Annotated in this window: 13 protein-coding genes; 10 read left to right on the forward strand and 3 right to left on the reverse strand. The window is 30.9% G+C overall.

Annotation, left to right across the window (positions count from 1 at the left end):
• Positions 1-23: 23 nt before the first annotated feature.
• A complete protein-coding gene (locus tag ACFQ1U_RS07985) occupies positions 24-410 on the reverse strand; it encodes a hypothetical protein (RefSeq protein ID WP_386107096.1) in 387 nt (128 codons plus the stop codon).
• 54 nt (positions 411-464) lie between these two features.
• A complete protein-coding gene (gene radC, locus ACFQ1U_RS07990; RefSeq protein WP_386107098.1) occupies positions 465-1151 on the reverse strand; it encodes a RadC family protein in 687 nt (228 codons plus the stop codon).
• A gap of 125 nt (positions 1152-1276) precedes the next feature.
• Here radC and trkA point away from each other — a divergent pair, with 125 nt between their 5' ends.
• The 7 genes from trkA to ACFQ1U_RS08025 all read left to right on the forward strand — a co-directional run bounded on the left by trkA (position 1277) and on the right by ACFQ1U_RS08025 (position 9571).
• On the forward strand, positions 1277-2623 hold the full coding sequence (gene trkA / locus ACFQ1U_RS07995) for a Trk system potassium transporter TrkA (protein WP_386107100.1): 1347 nt from the start codon (positions 1277-1279) through the stop codon (positions 2621-2623).
• Positions 2623-4122 carry a TrkH family potassium uptake protein gene (locus tag ACFQ1U_RS08000; protein ID WP_386107102.1) on the forward strand — a complete coding sequence of 500 codons (1500 nt, stop codon included), beginning with the start codon at positions 2623-2625 and terminating at the stop codon, positions 4120-4122. Before trkA ends, ACFQ1U_RS08000 begins: the two co-directional genes overlap by 1 nt.
• Positions 4123-4222: 100 nt before the next feature.
• Positions 4223-4915, forward strand: a complete 693-nt coding sequence (locus ACFQ1U_RS08005; protein WP_386107104.1) for a phage tail protein — start codon at positions 4223-4225, stop codon at positions 4913-4915.
• A gap of 75 nt (positions 4916-4990) precedes the next feature.
• Positions 4991-7144: a T9SS type A sorting domain-containing protein gene (locus tag ACFQ1U_RS08010; RefSeq protein WP_386107106.1), complete on the forward strand. Its 2154-nt coding sequence runs from the start codon at positions 4991-4993 to the stop codon at positions 7142-7144.
• Positions 7145-7160: 16 nt separating this feature from the next.
• A complete protein-coding gene (locus ACFQ1U_RS08015; RefSeq protein ID WP_386107108.1) occupies positions 7161-7328 on the forward strand; it encodes a hypothetical protein in 168 nt (55 codons plus the stop codon).
• A 61-nt stretch (positions 7329-7389) separates the two neighbouring features.
• Positions 7390-8514 carry a hypothetical protein gene (locus ACFQ1U_RS08020; RefSeq protein ID WP_386107110.1) on the forward strand — a complete coding sequence of 375 codons (1125 nt, stop codon included), beginning with the start codon at positions 7390-7392 and terminating at the stop codon, positions 8512-8514.
• Entirely contained in the window at positions 8504-9571 is a 1068-nt protein-coding gene (locus ACFQ1U_RS08025; protein WP_386107112.1) for a nucleotidyltransferase family protein, read from the forward strand. Before ACFQ1U_RS08020 ends, ACFQ1U_RS08025 begins: the two co-directional genes overlap by 11 nt.
• Here ACFQ1U_RS08025 and ACFQ1U_RS08030 read toward each other — a convergent pair.
• Complete coding sequence (locus ACFQ1U_RS08030; protein WP_386107114.1) at positions 9546-10898, reverse strand: UDP-N-acetylmuramate--L-alanine ligase; 1353 nt, start codon at positions 10896-10898, stop codon at positions 9546-9548. The genes ACFQ1U_RS08025 and ACFQ1U_RS08030 overlap by 26 nt on opposite strands.
• A 213-nt stretch (positions 10899-11111) precedes the next feature.
• On the opposite strand from ACFQ1U_RS08030, the gene ACFQ1U_RS08035 reads away from it, so the two are divergent.
• The 3 genes from ACFQ1U_RS08035 to ACFQ1U_RS08045 are packed head-to-tail and all read left to right on the forward strand — an operon-like array spanning position 11112 to position 17063.
• Positions 11112-14006: a gliding motility-associated C-terminal domain-containing protein gene (locus ACFQ1U_RS08035; protein ID WP_386107116.1), complete on the forward strand. Its 2895-nt coding sequence runs from the start codon at positions 11112-11114 to the stop codon at positions 14004-14006.
• Between the two features lie 18 nt (positions 14007-14024).
• A complete protein-coding gene (locus ACFQ1U_RS08040) occupies positions 14025-14978 on the forward strand; it encodes a PorP/SprF family type IX secretion system membrane protein (RefSeq protein ID WP_386107118.1) in 954 nt (317 codons plus the stop codon).
• Positions 14979-14990: 12 nt separating this feature from the next.
• The gene (locus ACFQ1U_RS08045) at positions 14991-17063 is read left to right on the forward strand and encodes an OmpA family protein (protein ID WP_386107120.1); all 2073 of its coding nucleotides are present in this window, start codon (positions 14991-14993) and stop codon (positions 17061-17063) included.
• Positions 17064-17124 lie beyond the last annotated feature (61 nt).

Genomic DNA, 17124 nt, shown 5'->3' on the forward strand with positions numbered 1-17124 from the left:
TACTCCTAATTAAAAAAGAAAATTTACTTTTTAACTTTTTTTAAAAGCACACCAAAAGCTCCCATTATTACACCTTCTTTAGAGTTTGAAACGCCATAAGGGTTAAATGCATCCACCTTAGTACCTCTTAAAGTCGTGTTTGCTGATACTTTTTTAGACTTTACATAAGTTGAACCTTTTATTGAACTGGCATAAAAGTCATTTAACATAGTAGTTTCATTATAAACTGAAATTTGGTTTGATTTAGAGATATTGAAGTTCAATGAAGTGTTTTTAATACCTAATGAATCTTGAAACTTTTCACTTTTTAAAATATGTAATGGAATTAACTTGTTATCCAACTGAGTGGAATTATCATTCTGAGCATTTAAGACTCCAATAGAAAAAAATAATAATATAAATTGTTTCATAGCTTTTTTTAAAAATTTTCTTTTCTAACAGTTTATGGCATATTTACTTTAATTTTAAAGCATACCTTCATCTGCAAAACTAAAATAATTCTTTTCAGTAACAATTAAATGATCTAATAATTTGATATCTAAGGTAACACCAGCTTCTTTTATCTTTTGTGTTAATTGAATATCTGCATTACTTGGTTTTAATTTACCAGATGGATGATTATGACAAACAATCATTCCTACTGCTGATAATTCTATAGCTTTTTTATACACCAGACGTATATCTACAATGGTAGCTGTTAAACCTCCTTTACTTAATTGTTGCTTAAAAATTACTTTATTAGAATTATTTAAATATAAAACCCAAAATTCTTCATGGTTTAAGTCACCAATTAACGGAACCATTAGTTTATTTACATCATTAGAACAGGTAATTTTAGGTACTATTTCAGTAGTTTCAAAATGTCTTCTTTTACCTAATTCTAATGCCGTAATAATTGCTATAGCTTTTGCCTCTCCAATACCTTTAAACTTCATTAACTCGGCAATAGATAGTTTTGCTAAATTATTTAGATTATTATTAACATGAGCTAATATTTTTTTAGATAATGTTACTGCTGATTCTTCTCTATTACCTGATCCTATTAAAATAGCAATAAGCTCTGCGTTAGAAACTATTTTTTTCCCTTTATGCAGTAGTTTCTCTCTGGGTCTATCATGTAAAGACCAAGACTTTATAGTTAACTTTTCCATATCAATTTTTCTTATCTAACAAATATAACAATTCATCTTAACCTAATAAACAGATAGCAGACACATCAACTTATTACAATTTAAAATCGTATATTTGTAAACTATTTTTATTATTTAATTTTTATATGAAAATTATTATAGCCGGGGCTGGAGACGTCGGTTTTCATTTGGCTAAATTACTATCCTACGAGTCTCACGACACATACATTATCGATTTTGATGGTGATAAATTGAATTACATTAACAATCATTTAGACGTATTTACAAAAAGAGGTGATGCTACATCTGTTAAGCATTTACAAGATCTTGGTATTGAAAATGCAGATCTTTTATTGGCTGTTACTGAAAGTCAAAATACCAACTTCACCATTGCTGTAATTGGTAAAGCTTTGGGAGCTAAAAAAACAATTGCTCGTATTAATAATCCTGAATTTTTAAGAAATGATGTTATCAACTTTAAAGATTATGGGGTAGATTTTATGATATCACCAGAAGAATTAGCTGCCAAGGAAATTAACTTGCTGTTAAATCAATCTTCTTTTAATGATACTGTTGCCTTTGAAAATGGTTTATTCAACGTTATGGGAACTACCTTGTGCTACAAGTCTCCTATTGTTGACATGACTGTAAAAGAAGCTAAAGATAAATTTAACATGGTTGATTTTATTACTATTGCTATTAAGCGTGAAGGTGTAAATCAAACCATAATACCACGTGGAGACACTTGTTATAAAATAAATGATCAAGTTTATTTTTCTGTTCCTAACTACAGCCTAGATAAGCTATATCCTATAATTGGTAAAAAACACGTTGACATTAAAAACGTAATGATTTTAGGAGGTAGTAGTATTGGTAAAAAAACAGCTAGAAATCTTTGTAGAGAGAACTTTAAAGTGAAGCTTTTTGAACGTAATAGAGATAGAGCCACTGTTTTAGCTGAAGAATTACGTCATACGTTGGTAATTAACGGAGATGGTAGAGATTTAGAATTACTTGAACAAGAAAATATTCGTGAAATGGATGCATTCATTGCTGTAACAGGTGATTCTGAGACCAATATCATGTCTTGTTTAGTAGCTAAATCTAAAGGTGTTAAAAAAACGGTAGCCTTAGTTGAAAACATGGATTATATCAATATTTCACAAACTATTGGTATAGACACCCTTATCAATAAAAAATTAATTGCTGCTAGTAACATATTTAAACACATAAGAAAAGGAGATATTTTAGCACTAGCTAACTTACACAATATAGATGCAGAAGTTTTTGAATTTCAAGTAAGTGAAGGTGCTAAAGTAACCGAAAAACCAATTAAAGATTTACGTTTTCCTAGAGAAGCCGTTTTTGGTGGAATTATTAGAGACGGAAAAGCGTTAATGTCTTTTGGTAATATGCAAATAAAACCAGGTGATAATGTAATTGTATTCTGTTTACCTGAAGCTATTACTATTGTTGAAGACTTTTTTAAATAATGGAAAATTTAAATTACAAGTTAATTTACAGATTTTTAGGAGTAACAGCAGCCATCAACGGATTATTTATGCTGTTTGCTATTCCTTTTAGCTTATACTACAATGAAAAATCTACTGGAGGTATTTTAACTGCTGGTATTATTTCAATTAGCTTAGGGTTAATTCTTTATTTTTTTAACAAACCAAAAACTAAAAACCTACAAAAAAAAGAAGGTTTTTTAATTGTTACTTTAGGTTGGTTAACCTTAACACTAACAGGTATGTTACCCTATTTACTCACTGGTAGTATTCCTTCAATTACCAATGCTTTATTTGAAACTATATCTGGGTACTCCACTACCGGATCTTCAATATTAACCGATATTGAAGCAATGCCTAAAGGAATTCTTTTTTGGCGAAGTGCAACGCACTGGATTGGTGGTATGGGTATAATTGTGCTAACTATTGCTATTTTACCGCTCCTAGGAATTGGAGGTATGCAGTTATTCATGGCAGAAGCCCCAGGCCCATCTGCTGATAAATTACACCCTAGAATTACAGATACTGCCAAAAGATTATATTTAATTTACTTCGGATTAACAATTGTAGAGTTTTTCTTATTAAAAGTTGCCGGTATGACTTGGTATGATGCAATAAATCATGCAATGGCAACTGTTAGTACGGGTGGTTTTTCTACTAAAAATGCTAGTGTTGCTCATTGGAATGGAAATCCGTTAATACAGTATATTATTATCATTTTTATGTTTATTGCCGGTACTAATTTTGTACTAACCTACTTTGCTTTAAAAGGAAAAATTAAGAGAGTAATTCAAAGTGAAGAGTTTAATTATTATTTCTTCGGAATAGTAGGTATTTCTTTACTTATTACTGGTGGAATTATCTTTTTTCAAGATCCTACACTTAAAACAACAATTACACATCCAATGACACTTGGGAAGTATGAAAGCGCTTTTAGACACTCGTTATTTTCAGTAATTTCTGTGGTTACTACTACTGGGTTTGTTACGGCAGATTTCACACAATGGAGCTTCTTTATAACGGCTATTTTCTTTGCATTATTTTTTGTTGGAGGTTCTGCAGGCTCTACCTCAGGAGGTGTTAAAATTGTTAGACACATTGTAATGCTTAAAAATAGTTTTTTAGAATTTAAAAAATCATTACATCCTAACGCAATTATTCCTGTTAGATACGATGGAAAAGCTGTTAACCAAAGTATTGTATTTAACATATTATCATTCTTTATCATCTACATGCTTATATTTATTTTAGGTTCTGTAGTGTTAGCTATGTTTGGCTTAGACATAAAATCTGCTTTAGGAGCATGTGCTTCATCATTAGGTAATATTGGTCCAGCTATAGGAAGTGTAAGCCCTGTTGATAATTTTGCACATTTATCTTCAGGAGCTAAATGGGTTTGCTCTTTCTTGATGCTTATTGGTAGATTAGAACTCTTTACTGTTTTAGTTTTATTTACCCCTTTTTTCTGGAGAACAAACTAATTACGCTTGTAACTAAAAAATATACGCTTGTAACCTTTTTAAACAATTTAACTTCATGATAATATAGTTTTGAGTAATTAATAACCAATACTTAACAATCATGAATTCATTAAAAAAAATAATCGGGCTTTTATTTATTTGTTTCTTTTTATCTAACTCGTCGATAAATGCTCAACAAGAGGGATTTCTAGGAGAAGTTAAAATGTTTGCGGGAAATTTTGTTCCTAGAGGATGGGCACTTTGCCAAGGTCAATTACTTCCAATAGCACAAAATCAAGCTTTATTTGCTATTATAGGAACTATTTATGGGGGTGACGGAAGAACAACATTTGCTTTACCTGACTTAAGAGGTCGTATACCTAGGGGAACTGGAAATGGTCCAGGGTTACAAACTGCTATTATCGGACAAAAAGGTGGTACTGAGTTCAAAACTTTATCTTTATTAGAAATGCCTGTTCACAGTCACGGGGCTACATTTAATTCCGATGGAGGAACGCCAACTAACATTTCTATCTCAATTCCCGCTGTTGATGATACAGGAAACACAGCTGAACCTGGAAACACATCATCTTTTGCCAAAATAGAAACTAGTTCAGGTGAGGAACTAAACGTTTATTCAAATGCAAATCCAGACACTAATTTAAAACCTTTTAATGCAACAGCCATCATCAACGCCAGTGGCACAGTAACAGTTGGTAATAATGGAGGCAGTCAATCTTTTGACAATAGACAGCCATACACAACAATCAATTACATAATTTGTATTAATGGTGTATTTCCTTCCAGAGATTAATTTTTAATTATAAGATAACAACAATTACCATAATTATAGTATATTGCTGTTAATTAACTTCTTAACTAAAAAACTATGTATAAAAAATTACTATGCATTTTAATGCTACTATTATGTACCATTAATTTACAAGCTCAATGGGCTTTAGGTGATATAGTATTTACAGCCTACCAATCAGATGCTTTATCTAATCCTTCAGGAGAAAATGATCAATTCACTTTCTTATTACTAAGAGACGTAAGTTCAGGCGAACAAATTGAATTTACAGAGAATGGATGGTTAGCAGCCGGTGGATTTAGAACAGGGGAAAACACTGTTACCTTTACTTTTGGACTTGATCTTCCTGCTGGTACTGAGGTGTCGATCGATGCTAGTTTAGCAGCAAAATTAGCTGATGATAGCTCAGCAGGAACCGTTACTGGTAATGGCTTAGCTCTTTCAACTTCAGGAGATCAAATTTTTGCTTATGATCCAGCAAATACTCCTTCTGTAAGCAACCAAACAGGGTTTATCGCTGCTATACACATGAATGGGGCTTGGGATGCTGACGCTACTTCAACAACAACATCTGCTAAACCAGCTATATTTGATACCTTAGCTAATTCAGCTTTTAATATTGAACCTGAAGCTGATAATGGAATTTTTAACTGTGCTTCTGGTGCAACTATTAAAGGGGTTCCTTCTGTACTTAGAGCTAATATTCATAATAGTAGTAACTGGAATACTACTAATTTAAATGATAACGGAGACCAACCTTCAAATTGTGGATTCGAAGTAGTATTTGTTTGGAATGGTGCGACTGATAATGATTGGTCTAACTCTTTAAATTGGATGGCTGGGGAAACTCCTACTTCTGGTTATGGTGTTCTAATACCAAGCACTGGTGTTACTAATTTCCCTACTATTAACTCACCAGCAAGCGTGAAGTTTATTAACATAGCTTCTGGTGCTTCATTAATTGCTAATGCAAGTGTAACAGGCGATGCAACATACACTAGAAATTTACCAACCACAAATTGGTATTTAGTTTCAGCTCCAGTAGCTGGAGAAACACAGGAAGACATTATCGCAAATCATGCTTTTGCTACAGGTAGTGGAAGTAATATTGGAATTGGAGCATTCACCAATAACGGTACTTCACCATGGGTTTATGCTACCGCATCTTCTACAGGACCATTAGTAGCTGGTTCAGGAGTATCTATGAAATTAGCTGCAGCTGGTGATATTTCAATCACAGGTACTATTAATTCTTCAGATATTAATTTTCCAATTGCAACAGGAACTAGAAATAACTTTAATCTAGTAGGTAATCCTTATACTGCATATGTAAATTCAGCTACATTCACTTCTGCAAATACCAGTTTATTATCGGAAGAAACGGTATGGTTATGGGATGGCACACAATATGTAACTTATAATGCTGTTAGTCCTATTCAAATAGCTCCGTCACAGGGATTTTTTGTAAATGCAAGTGGTTCTGGAAATGTAACTTTTACAACGTCTAATCAAAGTCACCAAGCATCAGATACTTTTATGAGACAAAACTTAGATAAACTTGAATTAATAATTCAAAGCGATAGTAACATAAGTAATACTAAAGTATTTTTTGTAGACAATAAAACTACTGGATTTGATAACGGTTACGACAGCAGTATGTTTGGTGGTACTACACAAAACTTTGCTGTCTTTACAGAGTTATTATCTAATAATGATGGTAAAAAGTTAGCTATCCAAACACTACCTAAAAATGATATTGAAACAAGAGTTATACCTGTTGGAGTTATTGCAGATGCAGGGAAACAAATAACTTTTTCTGTAAATAATGTAAACTTACCTACTGGAATATCTATTTATTTAGAAGACAGAGAAACTGGTGAATTTTACAACTTATCTGAAAATAGCACTTCTATAAATATTGAAAACTCTTTAAATGGAGTGGGTAAATTTTATCTACATTTAAGTGTTAATAGATTAAGTACTGATGATATTATTAAAAACAATAACGATATCAGTATATACAAATCAAATTCTAATGAAATTACCATAAGCGGGTTACAAGCTAAGGGTAATGTACTTGTTTATTCTTTAATTGGTAAAGAGGTGTTTAAAACAACTGTTAACTCTAATGGATATAGTAAAATAAGCACTCCAACACTACCTGCAGGAGTATATATTGTTAAGGTTACCTCAGAAAAAGGAACTAAGACTCAAAAGTTAATCTTTAAATAAAAACACCCCTACTCACATGAAAAATAACAAAAAACAACAAGAAGATATATCACGTAAAGAGGCACTTAAAAAAATAGGTAACTATGGTAAATATGCTGCTTTAACAGCTCTTGGAACATATTCAATTTTAAATCCTAAAAAGGCGCAAGCGCAAAGCCCAGAAGATCCAGGAACTGATTTTTAATTACTTTACAGAATTTAGAAAAAAAATCCTCAATATACTTTGAGGATTTTTTACTTTTAACATGAAAAAAAACATTTTAACGCAACAAATTGATAACAAAACTATTACTTGGTTACGTAAAACCAATCAATATGTATTGTTAGAAAATAAAACTGCTGATATTTTAATTGATTTAGACAGTAAAATCCCTATAAATAACATTGCCTCTAAATTAAGTGATGAATTAAACATACCTACTAAAGAGGCGAAACTTTTTATACAAGAACTTGAACATCAATTTTTAAACAATACTATTAAAAATGATGAAAATAAACTTCAAGAAAACATCGATACTCCTTTAGCTTATGATGTTATAAAGTGCTACAAAATAAATGATATAATAATAAAAGTTTGCTTTGAAAGTGAATATGAATTATCATTAATTCACCCAAAATTTGCTCATTTAGTATCTACCAATGTAAAAGAAAAACATCTTTTTGAAGTGTTTTCAAAAAATGAAAAAACTCATTTAATAGTTAATGGGTCTCATATTGGATCGTGGCATCAAAAAGAGATTCATTTTTTTCAGGGTAAATTTTCTATGGAGTTAATTCAAAAAATCCATCAGAAAGAAGAAAAAGAATGGATGGGTATTTTTCATGCATCAGCTTTATCTAATGGAAAAGAATCTATACTGTTTTTAGGAGACTCTGGTAACGGAAAAAGTACTTCATTATCAATCTTACAAGCTAATGGCTATATATGTTTAGCAGATGATTTTGTCCCTATTGATAAAAAATCACAAAATGTTTTTAGTTTCCCTTCTGCTATATCAATAAAAAAAACGGCCCTACCAGTTTTAACATCAATGTATCCTGAATTAGAACATGCAGCAGAATATCATTTCAAAAAATTGAACAAAATTGTTAGGTATCTACCACCTAACAATAATGATTATTCAACTCATCTTCCGTGTAATAATTTAGTTTTTATTAAGTATGAAAAAGATTCAGAAATTAATATTAATAAAATAAATAAAGAAGAGGCTTTTATTCAATTAATTCCAGACACGTGGCTTAATCATTGTGAAAAAGCAGCAACCTCATTTTTACAATGGTTTTCTAAAACTAATTGTTATCAACTAACCTATAGTAATAATAACAAAATGATAAGTACGGTAAAAAAAATATTTAATAATGAATTATAAAAACACACTCCTTTTTATAAGTAAATGCCTAACTATCAATCATGAATCTAAAAACAAAAAAGAGATTGAGCATCAACTGCTAAATACAGATATTAACTGGGATTTTGTGGTTAAGGTTAGTACTACTCATTATGTTTTTCCTGCATTGTATTGTAATTTAAAAAGAGCTAATTTATTAAATTATGTTCCCAATGAGTTAGTGAACTACATGATTCATATTTCTGATTTGAACAGAAACCGAAATCAACAAATTATAACCCAAGCTCATGAAATTAACAACATCTTGCTAAAACATAAGATTATACCTATTTTTTTAAAAGGTACCGCTAATTTACTTGAAGGACTTTATAATGATATTACCGAAAGAATGGTTGGAGATATTGATTTTTTAGTTGAAGATAAACATTATAAAACTACAATTAAAATACTACAAGAACATGGTTACTCTGAGCACAACCCTATTCATAAAAACACTCCTATTGAACATAGGCATTATCCTAAAATGGTTAAAAGTGGTAAAATAGCATCCATAGAGGTGCACAAAGCAATGGTTAGTCATGAAAAATTTAATGAATTCGACTATGAATTTGTTTCAAAATCTTTTAGAAAAATTAACAACTTTCATCTTTTAAGCGCACAAAACAGCTTAGTATTAACGTGTATTAATAAACAATTAAACGATAAAGGCTATCAGTTCAAAAGTATTGCTTTAAGAAATGCTTATGATTTGTTTTTACAATCTAAAAAAACGGATTCGCTCCAAGCCATAAAGCAACTTAATCACGCTGATGTTCTTAATAATTTTCTTTACAGCTCTTATTTACTTTTTAACAAACCTAAGTCTATTACATATCAAAATTCAGAAAATGCCAATAAGTTTGTCGAAAAGCAATGGTATTGGTTAGAAAATCCTGAAAAATACGGTCGCTTTAAAAAAATAACTCAATTTAAAATTTTACTCAAACACAGAGCAGGTATTATTATAAAATCACTTTATAATAAAAAGTTTAGAAACTATACTGTTAGTAAAATTAAATCAATGTTTTTAACTCGTTAAAATCTAAACCTCCGTAATTTCCAGAACTCATTAACAACAATGCTGTATTGTTAATTTTTTCAGCAAATAAAAATTTTTTAAATTCTTCAGGTGATGTAAAAATTATCAAATCTTCTCTATTGAAAGCAGTTGCTATTTGCTCTTTAGTAACCTCATCTAATTGTTTTATTTTTACCGCATGAGGCGAATAAAACACAACGGCTTTATCTGCATTACTTAAAGCTCCTTCATATTCTGCTAAAAACGATGCGTTTAAACTACTATAAGTATGTAATTCTAAACAAGCTAGTAAAATTCTATCATTATATTGATTTTTAACAGCCTGAGTAGTTGCCAATACTTTTGATGGAGAATGCGCAAAATCTTTAAATATAACAGTTGATGAGTTTTCAGCTATCTTTTCTAAGCGCTTACTCGCTCCTTTAAAACTTACAATAGCTTCATAAAAATCGTCTTCATCTATTCCCATATGCTGGCAAATCCATTTTGCACCTGCCAAATTCTGTAAATTATGTTCGCCAAAAATCTCTAATGGTAAATCTCCTTCATTAGTTTCTAAATAGGTAATACCATTATCTATAAAATACTTTGGAATCGTATATGGATACTTTTTAATGGCATTAGTTGCTGATTCAACTATTTCTCTTACTTCATTATCTTCCTCATTATAAACCATAATACCACCATTAGTAAGTGAATTGGTAAATATTGTAAATTGGTCTACATAGTTTTCATAAGTCGGAAAAACATTTATATGATCCCAAGCAATTCCACTTATTAAAGCTATATTAGGCTGATATAAATGAAACTTTGGACGCATATCTATTGGTGAACTTAAATACTCATCTCCTTCTAAAACAATAAAATCATTTTCATTAGTTAAATGCACCATAGTCTCAAAGCCTTCTAACTGGGCTCCAACCATATAATCTACTTCTTTATCATGATAATTCATCACATGTAAAATCATAGAAGTTATGGTTGTTTTCCCATGAGAACCTCCAATAACTACACGAGTCTTATTTTTAGATTGCTCATATAAAAACTCTGGATAAGAATAAATTTTTAATCCTAATTCTTGAGCTTTCAATAACTCTGGATTATCTTTTTTAGCATGCATTCCTAAAATTATAGCATCAAGATTAGACGATATTTTTTCTGGAAACCACCCAAACTCTTTTGGTAACAATCCTCTTTCTTCTAATCTAGTTTTAGACGGATCATGAATTGTGTCATCACTTCCTGTTATTTTATATCCTTTATTATGTAATGCAATGGCTAAATTGTGCATTGCACTTCCTCCAATAGCTATAAAATGAATGTTCATGTAAAAATATTTAGGTGTAAAGATAATGAAGTCTAAAAAAACATAACGCTTCAAAAAAGTTAAACATTAAGCTATAAACTTCATGAAAAGCTAGCAAAAATAGCTAAACTCCTAATTAATAATTGTGTAATCTAAAAAAAAGACGCACTTTTGCGCGTTGGATTAAATGTACTACCACATAGTATCTTCCATTTTAACATTTAATTAAATTACATGAAAAAAAATTACCTAATTAATTTTACAATTAGGCTGGTTTCTCTGTTGCTTTTTTCAGCAATTCTATTGCATACAAGTACAGTAATAGCACAATGTGCTGGACAAGATAATACTGTTACTATTTGTAATAAAGAACAAGATGCTAGCTTAGAAAACTTTGACTTATTCAGTCAATTAAACGGTACTCCACTTACCGGAGGTACTTGGTCTAGTGAAGACCCTATTAACACAAGCTTATTAAACTCTGCCACAGGTGAAGTAAATTTATGGCTTATTAACAGGTTTGGTACTCATATTTTTACATATACCAATGAAACCTGTAATGAAAGTGCTTCGGTAACTATTAACCTTGGTGGTTATCCTGGTGAAGATAATATTGATGGGGGGGCTAATGCCTGTAGTGATGATTCTGCGGTTAATTTATTTACTTTTTTAGATAATGAATTAACAAATATTAGAGCAGATATTAACGGAACTTGGGAAGAAGCTCCTGCTACTTTAACAGGTCATTTAAGCGAGAATATATTTAATGCGCATGAAGCCGGTCCTGGAACTTACACATTTACGTATACCGTAGATGCTGTTGATACTTGTTTGCCTGAGTTTGCAACCGTGGTTTTAGAAGTACATCGCTCACCTGAGGCTGGTGATGATGGGATTTTAATATTTTGTCAAAATGAAGACTTCTCTCCTTTTACAAATCTTAATTTAAACGATTTCATAGTTGGTGAAGACGCTAACGGAATTTGGAGTGATGGAAGCGCTACAGGTCAAATAACCTCACCTTCAGACAATACAATTAACTTACAAGAAATTTATGATAATTTTGGCGTAGGTGATTATATTTTCACTTACACTGTTTATCCAGATCATGGTGTTTGTGATGAAGAATCTTCTTCAGTAACCATCTCTATAACGAACATTAATGGACAGTTTGAAATTAACAATCATTGTCTTGGTGCTCCATTAAACATTGACATTTCATACACCAACCTTTTAAACATTCCTTTTTCTCATGATTTTGAATTAGAAATTAGAAATGCCAATAATGAGGTAATACACACGGAAATTGTTGAAGATTTAGCTGTAACCACTCAAGGACAAATAGCTATAGATCCATCTCCAATTACAACACCTGGAATGTATACTGTTTCAGCTGTAAATATTAGTAATGTAGACGGACTTATTTGTGATTCTTTAACAATTGCTGAGGGTAGTTTTGTTGTATACAACGCAACTGCAAGTATAGAAGAATTATGTTTTGAAGAAGATTTTGTAGATATATCTATAGAAAACTTTTTAGACAATACAGGAAATCCTGCAAACGAAACCATTCCTATAAATTATACAATTACACATATTGGTTCTGGACAATCTACCTTAGTTGAAAATCAAGAAATTACTTTTTCTAACGGTATTGCTAATTTACCAATAGATATCTCCAGCTATCCAAATACCTCAAACGATTACAATTTAGTAATTAATGCACCTAACAATAATGGTTTTGAATGCATTAATTTAAACTTTACAGCAAGTTTAGTGCCTGATGATATTCAATTAAGTGTTGCTATTGATAATCAATGTAATGCAACAAATGTTGTGACTGTTATAGATGCTCCATTATTATCAAACGGAGAATATACCGTTACTTATGAAGTTCGTGAAGTTGGAAATCCTACACTTTTAGAAGATTTAGAAGTTGTGTTTAGAGGCGGACAGGTAAACAATCAAGTTAATATTACCAATTTAAATCCGGGTAACTATGAAATTATTCTACGTAGTACTCAAAACGATACGCACCCATGTAGAACAACTTTTGATTTTGAAATAACAGAATACTTTTCTATCGGAGGAATTCCAGATGCCCCAGTATTAAATAATTCACAAACTTTTTGTTTTGATAATTATACTCCAAACGGACCTACAATAAATAATATTGTTGTTGACCAAGGCGAGAATTTAGTATGGTATGAAAGCGAAGATGCTACATCACCTCTAGATATTGATACCGTATTAATTGATGGTGAAGATTACTTTGTTTCAGCTACCAATCCTACAAATAACTGTCAAAGTTCAGATAGATCTATCGTTATTGTGAATATAATCACAACCAATACCATTACAAGTAACGAAGTGAATCCTGTTTTTTGTAGTAGTGATAATGCAACATTGGCTAATTTGGATGCTACAGCCATCAACGGAACAGTAGTTTGGTACGATAGTGAAACGGGAGGAAATATTTTAGACCCTTCAACAACACTAATCAATAATACAAGTTATTATGCTGTTGAAAGTGTAGGAACCTGCGAAAGCGCTACAAGGTTACAATTTAATGTTACTGTAGTTGCACCTCCTACTCCACAATTTATAGGTAGTACTCTTATGTGTGCTTTAGACAATCCTACAATTTTAACGTTGGAAGAACAAATAACTATAAATGAAGGTTTTGAATTAATTTGGTATGACGCTTCGGAAAATGAAAATGAAATTGACAGCACTACTTTATTAGAAGAAGGTGTTGTGTATTATGTAGCTAGTATAGATCCAAATACAGGTTGTGAGAGTGATAAAATCACTATTAGTGTAGTATTATCTGAATGTAATCCTGAAGATTATGACTTTTTTATCCCAGACGGATTCTCGCCTAATAACGATACTGTAAATGATACTTATTACATTCCTTACATCGAATATTTCTATCCAGATTATGAATATGAAATCTTCAATCGCTACGGTCAATCCATGTTTAAAGGAGATATAAACCAACCTGAATGGAATGGTAAAAACAACGGAACAGGTAATGATGCTACAAGCGGTGTTTACTTCTATGTTCTTAAGTACAACAAAAATAATTTAAAGCCTAAACAAGGAAGAATTTATTTAAGTAAGTAAATTCTGAATATAATATAAATGAAAAAATTAATCATATTTCTTGTAGTGCTAACATCCGTTTTTGTTAGTTACGCTCAACAAGATGCTCAGTATACACAATATATGTATAACCAAAGTGTAGTGAACCCAGCATATGCTACGTCAGATTTGGGGGTTATTAATTTTGGTTTTATGCATCGTTCACAATGGACAAATGCAGTAGGTGCTCCAAAAACTTATAATTTATTTGCGCACGCACCTCTAAGTAATAAAATTGAAGTTGGCTTATCTATAGTAACCGATAATATTGGAGAAGATATTTTGAAAGAAAATAATTTTTATGCTGATTTCGCTTATATTTTAAAACTAAGTGAGTCACAAAAACTTTCATTAGGATTAAAAGCTGGTTTTACTAGTTTTAATACCAATTTTAACGGATTTAGGTTTCCTGATGACGACCCTGTAAACGGAAGTATAACTAGTGATGATGCATTTGATAATCAAAATAGTATTTTTCCAAACTTTGGTTTTGGTGCCTTTTATTATACAGAAAATTATTACGTAGGTCTTTCTGCTCCTAACCTTTTACAAAGTAAACATTTAGAAGAAAACCGTGGAGTTAATAGTATTGGTGGTGAAGAAATTCATATGTTTTTAACCGCTGGTTATGTGTATCAACTAAGTGACATGGTACAATTAAAACCAGCAATTTTAGCAAAAGCTGTAAAAGGCTCACCTATTGTATTAGACACCTCATTAAATGTATTATTTAACAACCGTTTTGAAGGTGGCTTGGCTTACAGGATAAACGACTCTTTCAGTGCCATGTTTAATGTAAGAGCTACAAATACATTAAGAATAGGATATGCCTTTGATTACACAACCTCTAATTTAAACAACTACAACTCCGGAACACATGAAATTATGGTGTTGTATGATTTAGATTTAATCGGACTGAAAAAAGGCTTTGATAAATCACCAAGATTCTTTTAAAACATGCACATAATGAAAAAAACACTACTTATTTTAATAGCATTATGTAACGTTTTTATTACGAATGCTCAAAGTTCTCAAAGATTAGAGAGAGCTAATAAATATTTTGAAAGGGCTTATTATAATGAAGCTATTCCCATTTACGAACAAGTTTTTGAAAATAAAAAAAGCTTTGAAGTAATTAAGAATTTAGCAGATTGTCATTACTATGTAAACAACCTTGAAAGAGCTTCTGATTTATATAAATACCTAATTAAAAACTACAGAAAGTTAGTTACAGAAGAAGAATATTTTAGGTATGTTACCACATTAAAAGCTAAAAATAAATATAATAATGCCTATAAAATGATGCATTATTATTACACAAATTCTAAAAATGAAGAAGGTTTAAAAAATCTTGAGGAAGCTACAACCTATTTAGAAAATGTAAAAGCAATAGGAGAACGTTATCAAATTAAAAATGTAGGTATTAATACACCAAACTCTGAATTTGGAGCCATTGCATTCGGAAATGATATTGTTTTTTCTGCTCCAAAAAAGGAAAGCTCATTTTTAGATAAAATGTATGGGTGGAACGGACAACATTATTTAGATTTTTATTCAGTACATAAAAATAATATTCATTTAGGTGATAGTATTGCTACTCATTTCGCTACAAGTTTAAATTCTAAACTTCATGAGGCTAACATTATATTTACAAAAGACGGAAAAACAGCTTATTTTACTCGTAACAACCTTGTAAAAGGAAAACGTAAAAAAGACAGTAAAAAAGTAACCCATTTACAAATTTACAAAGCACAGTTTGAAGATGGTGAATGGAAAAACATAACCTCTTTACCTTTTAATAGTAATGATTATTCTACAGAACATCCTGCATTAAGTATTGATGAAAAAACATTGTACTTTGCCTCTGACATGCCCGGAAGTTTAGGTTCTTTTGATATTTACGCAGTTACTATAAATAATGATGGAAGTTACGGGAAACCAATAAACCTTGGACCAACCATTAACACAAAAAGGAAAGAGCAATTTCCGTTTGTAAGTGAAGACAATAAGTTATATTTTTCATCGAACGGACATCCTGGTTTTGGATCTTTAGATGTATTTGTATCTACAATCAATGATACTAAATTTAGCAAACCAGATAACGTTGGATTTCCTGTAAACTCTGGATACGATGATTTTTCATTCTTCATAAACTCAACTACTAAAGAAGGATTTTTCGCTTCAAACAGACCCGGTGGTAAAGGTGGTGATGATATTTATCAAATAACAGAACAAAAGCCTTTAATTATTAAAAAGTGTAAGCAAATTATTGAAGGTACAGTTACAGATATTGACACTAAAGAACTTCTTCCAAACACCTTAATTGTTATATATGAGAATGAGGTAGAGCTTCAAAAAACACTAACCGATTCTTATGGTAAATTTAATTTTGAAGTGGCTTGTAACAGTTCTTTTACCATAAAGGCTAGTAAAGACGGTTATACCAAAAATCAAAAAACAGTTAGTACCGATAAAACTCGAAATAAAACTAACAACGCATCTTTAACTTTAAAATCTTTAGAACAAATTGCTAAAGAGGAGAAAGAAGCTCTTGCGCTTAAAAAAGCACAAGAAGAGCAGCTGAAAATAGAAAATGCTGAAAAATTAAAGCTTCAGCAAAAACAAAAAACAGAAGATGTTATAGCTAATGAAGACAATATTGTAAAAGAAAAAGGCCAAATTATAGTCAAAACAGAAGAAGTTAATTTTGATTATAAGTTATGGTACTTAAGAAGAGATACTAAAAAAGCCATTGATAAAGTAATTGACTTAATGAAAAAATATCCAGATATGATTGTTGAAATAGGCACGCATACAGATATTAGAGGAAATAGCAGATACAACAAAGAGCTTTCTCAAAAAAGAGCAACCTCTGTTAGAATGTATTTTATGGAAAAAGGTATTGAACCAGACAGGATTTCTGCAATTGGTTATGGTGAAACAAAACCACTTATAAAATGTAAAACGGAAGACGCTTGTACTGAAGAACAACATGAGGTTAACAGGCGATCAGAATTTGTAATTAAAAGAATATTTTAACATAAAAATAATAAAACGAGTCTATAATGGCTCGTTTTTTGTTTTTCATAACTAAACACTT

It is taken from the genome of Tenacibaculum geojense (assembly GCF_042676005.1).
Taxonomy (GTDB): domain Bacteria; phylum Bacteroidota; class Bacteroidia; order Flavobacteriales; family Flavobacteriaceae; genus Polaribacter; species Polaribacter geojense.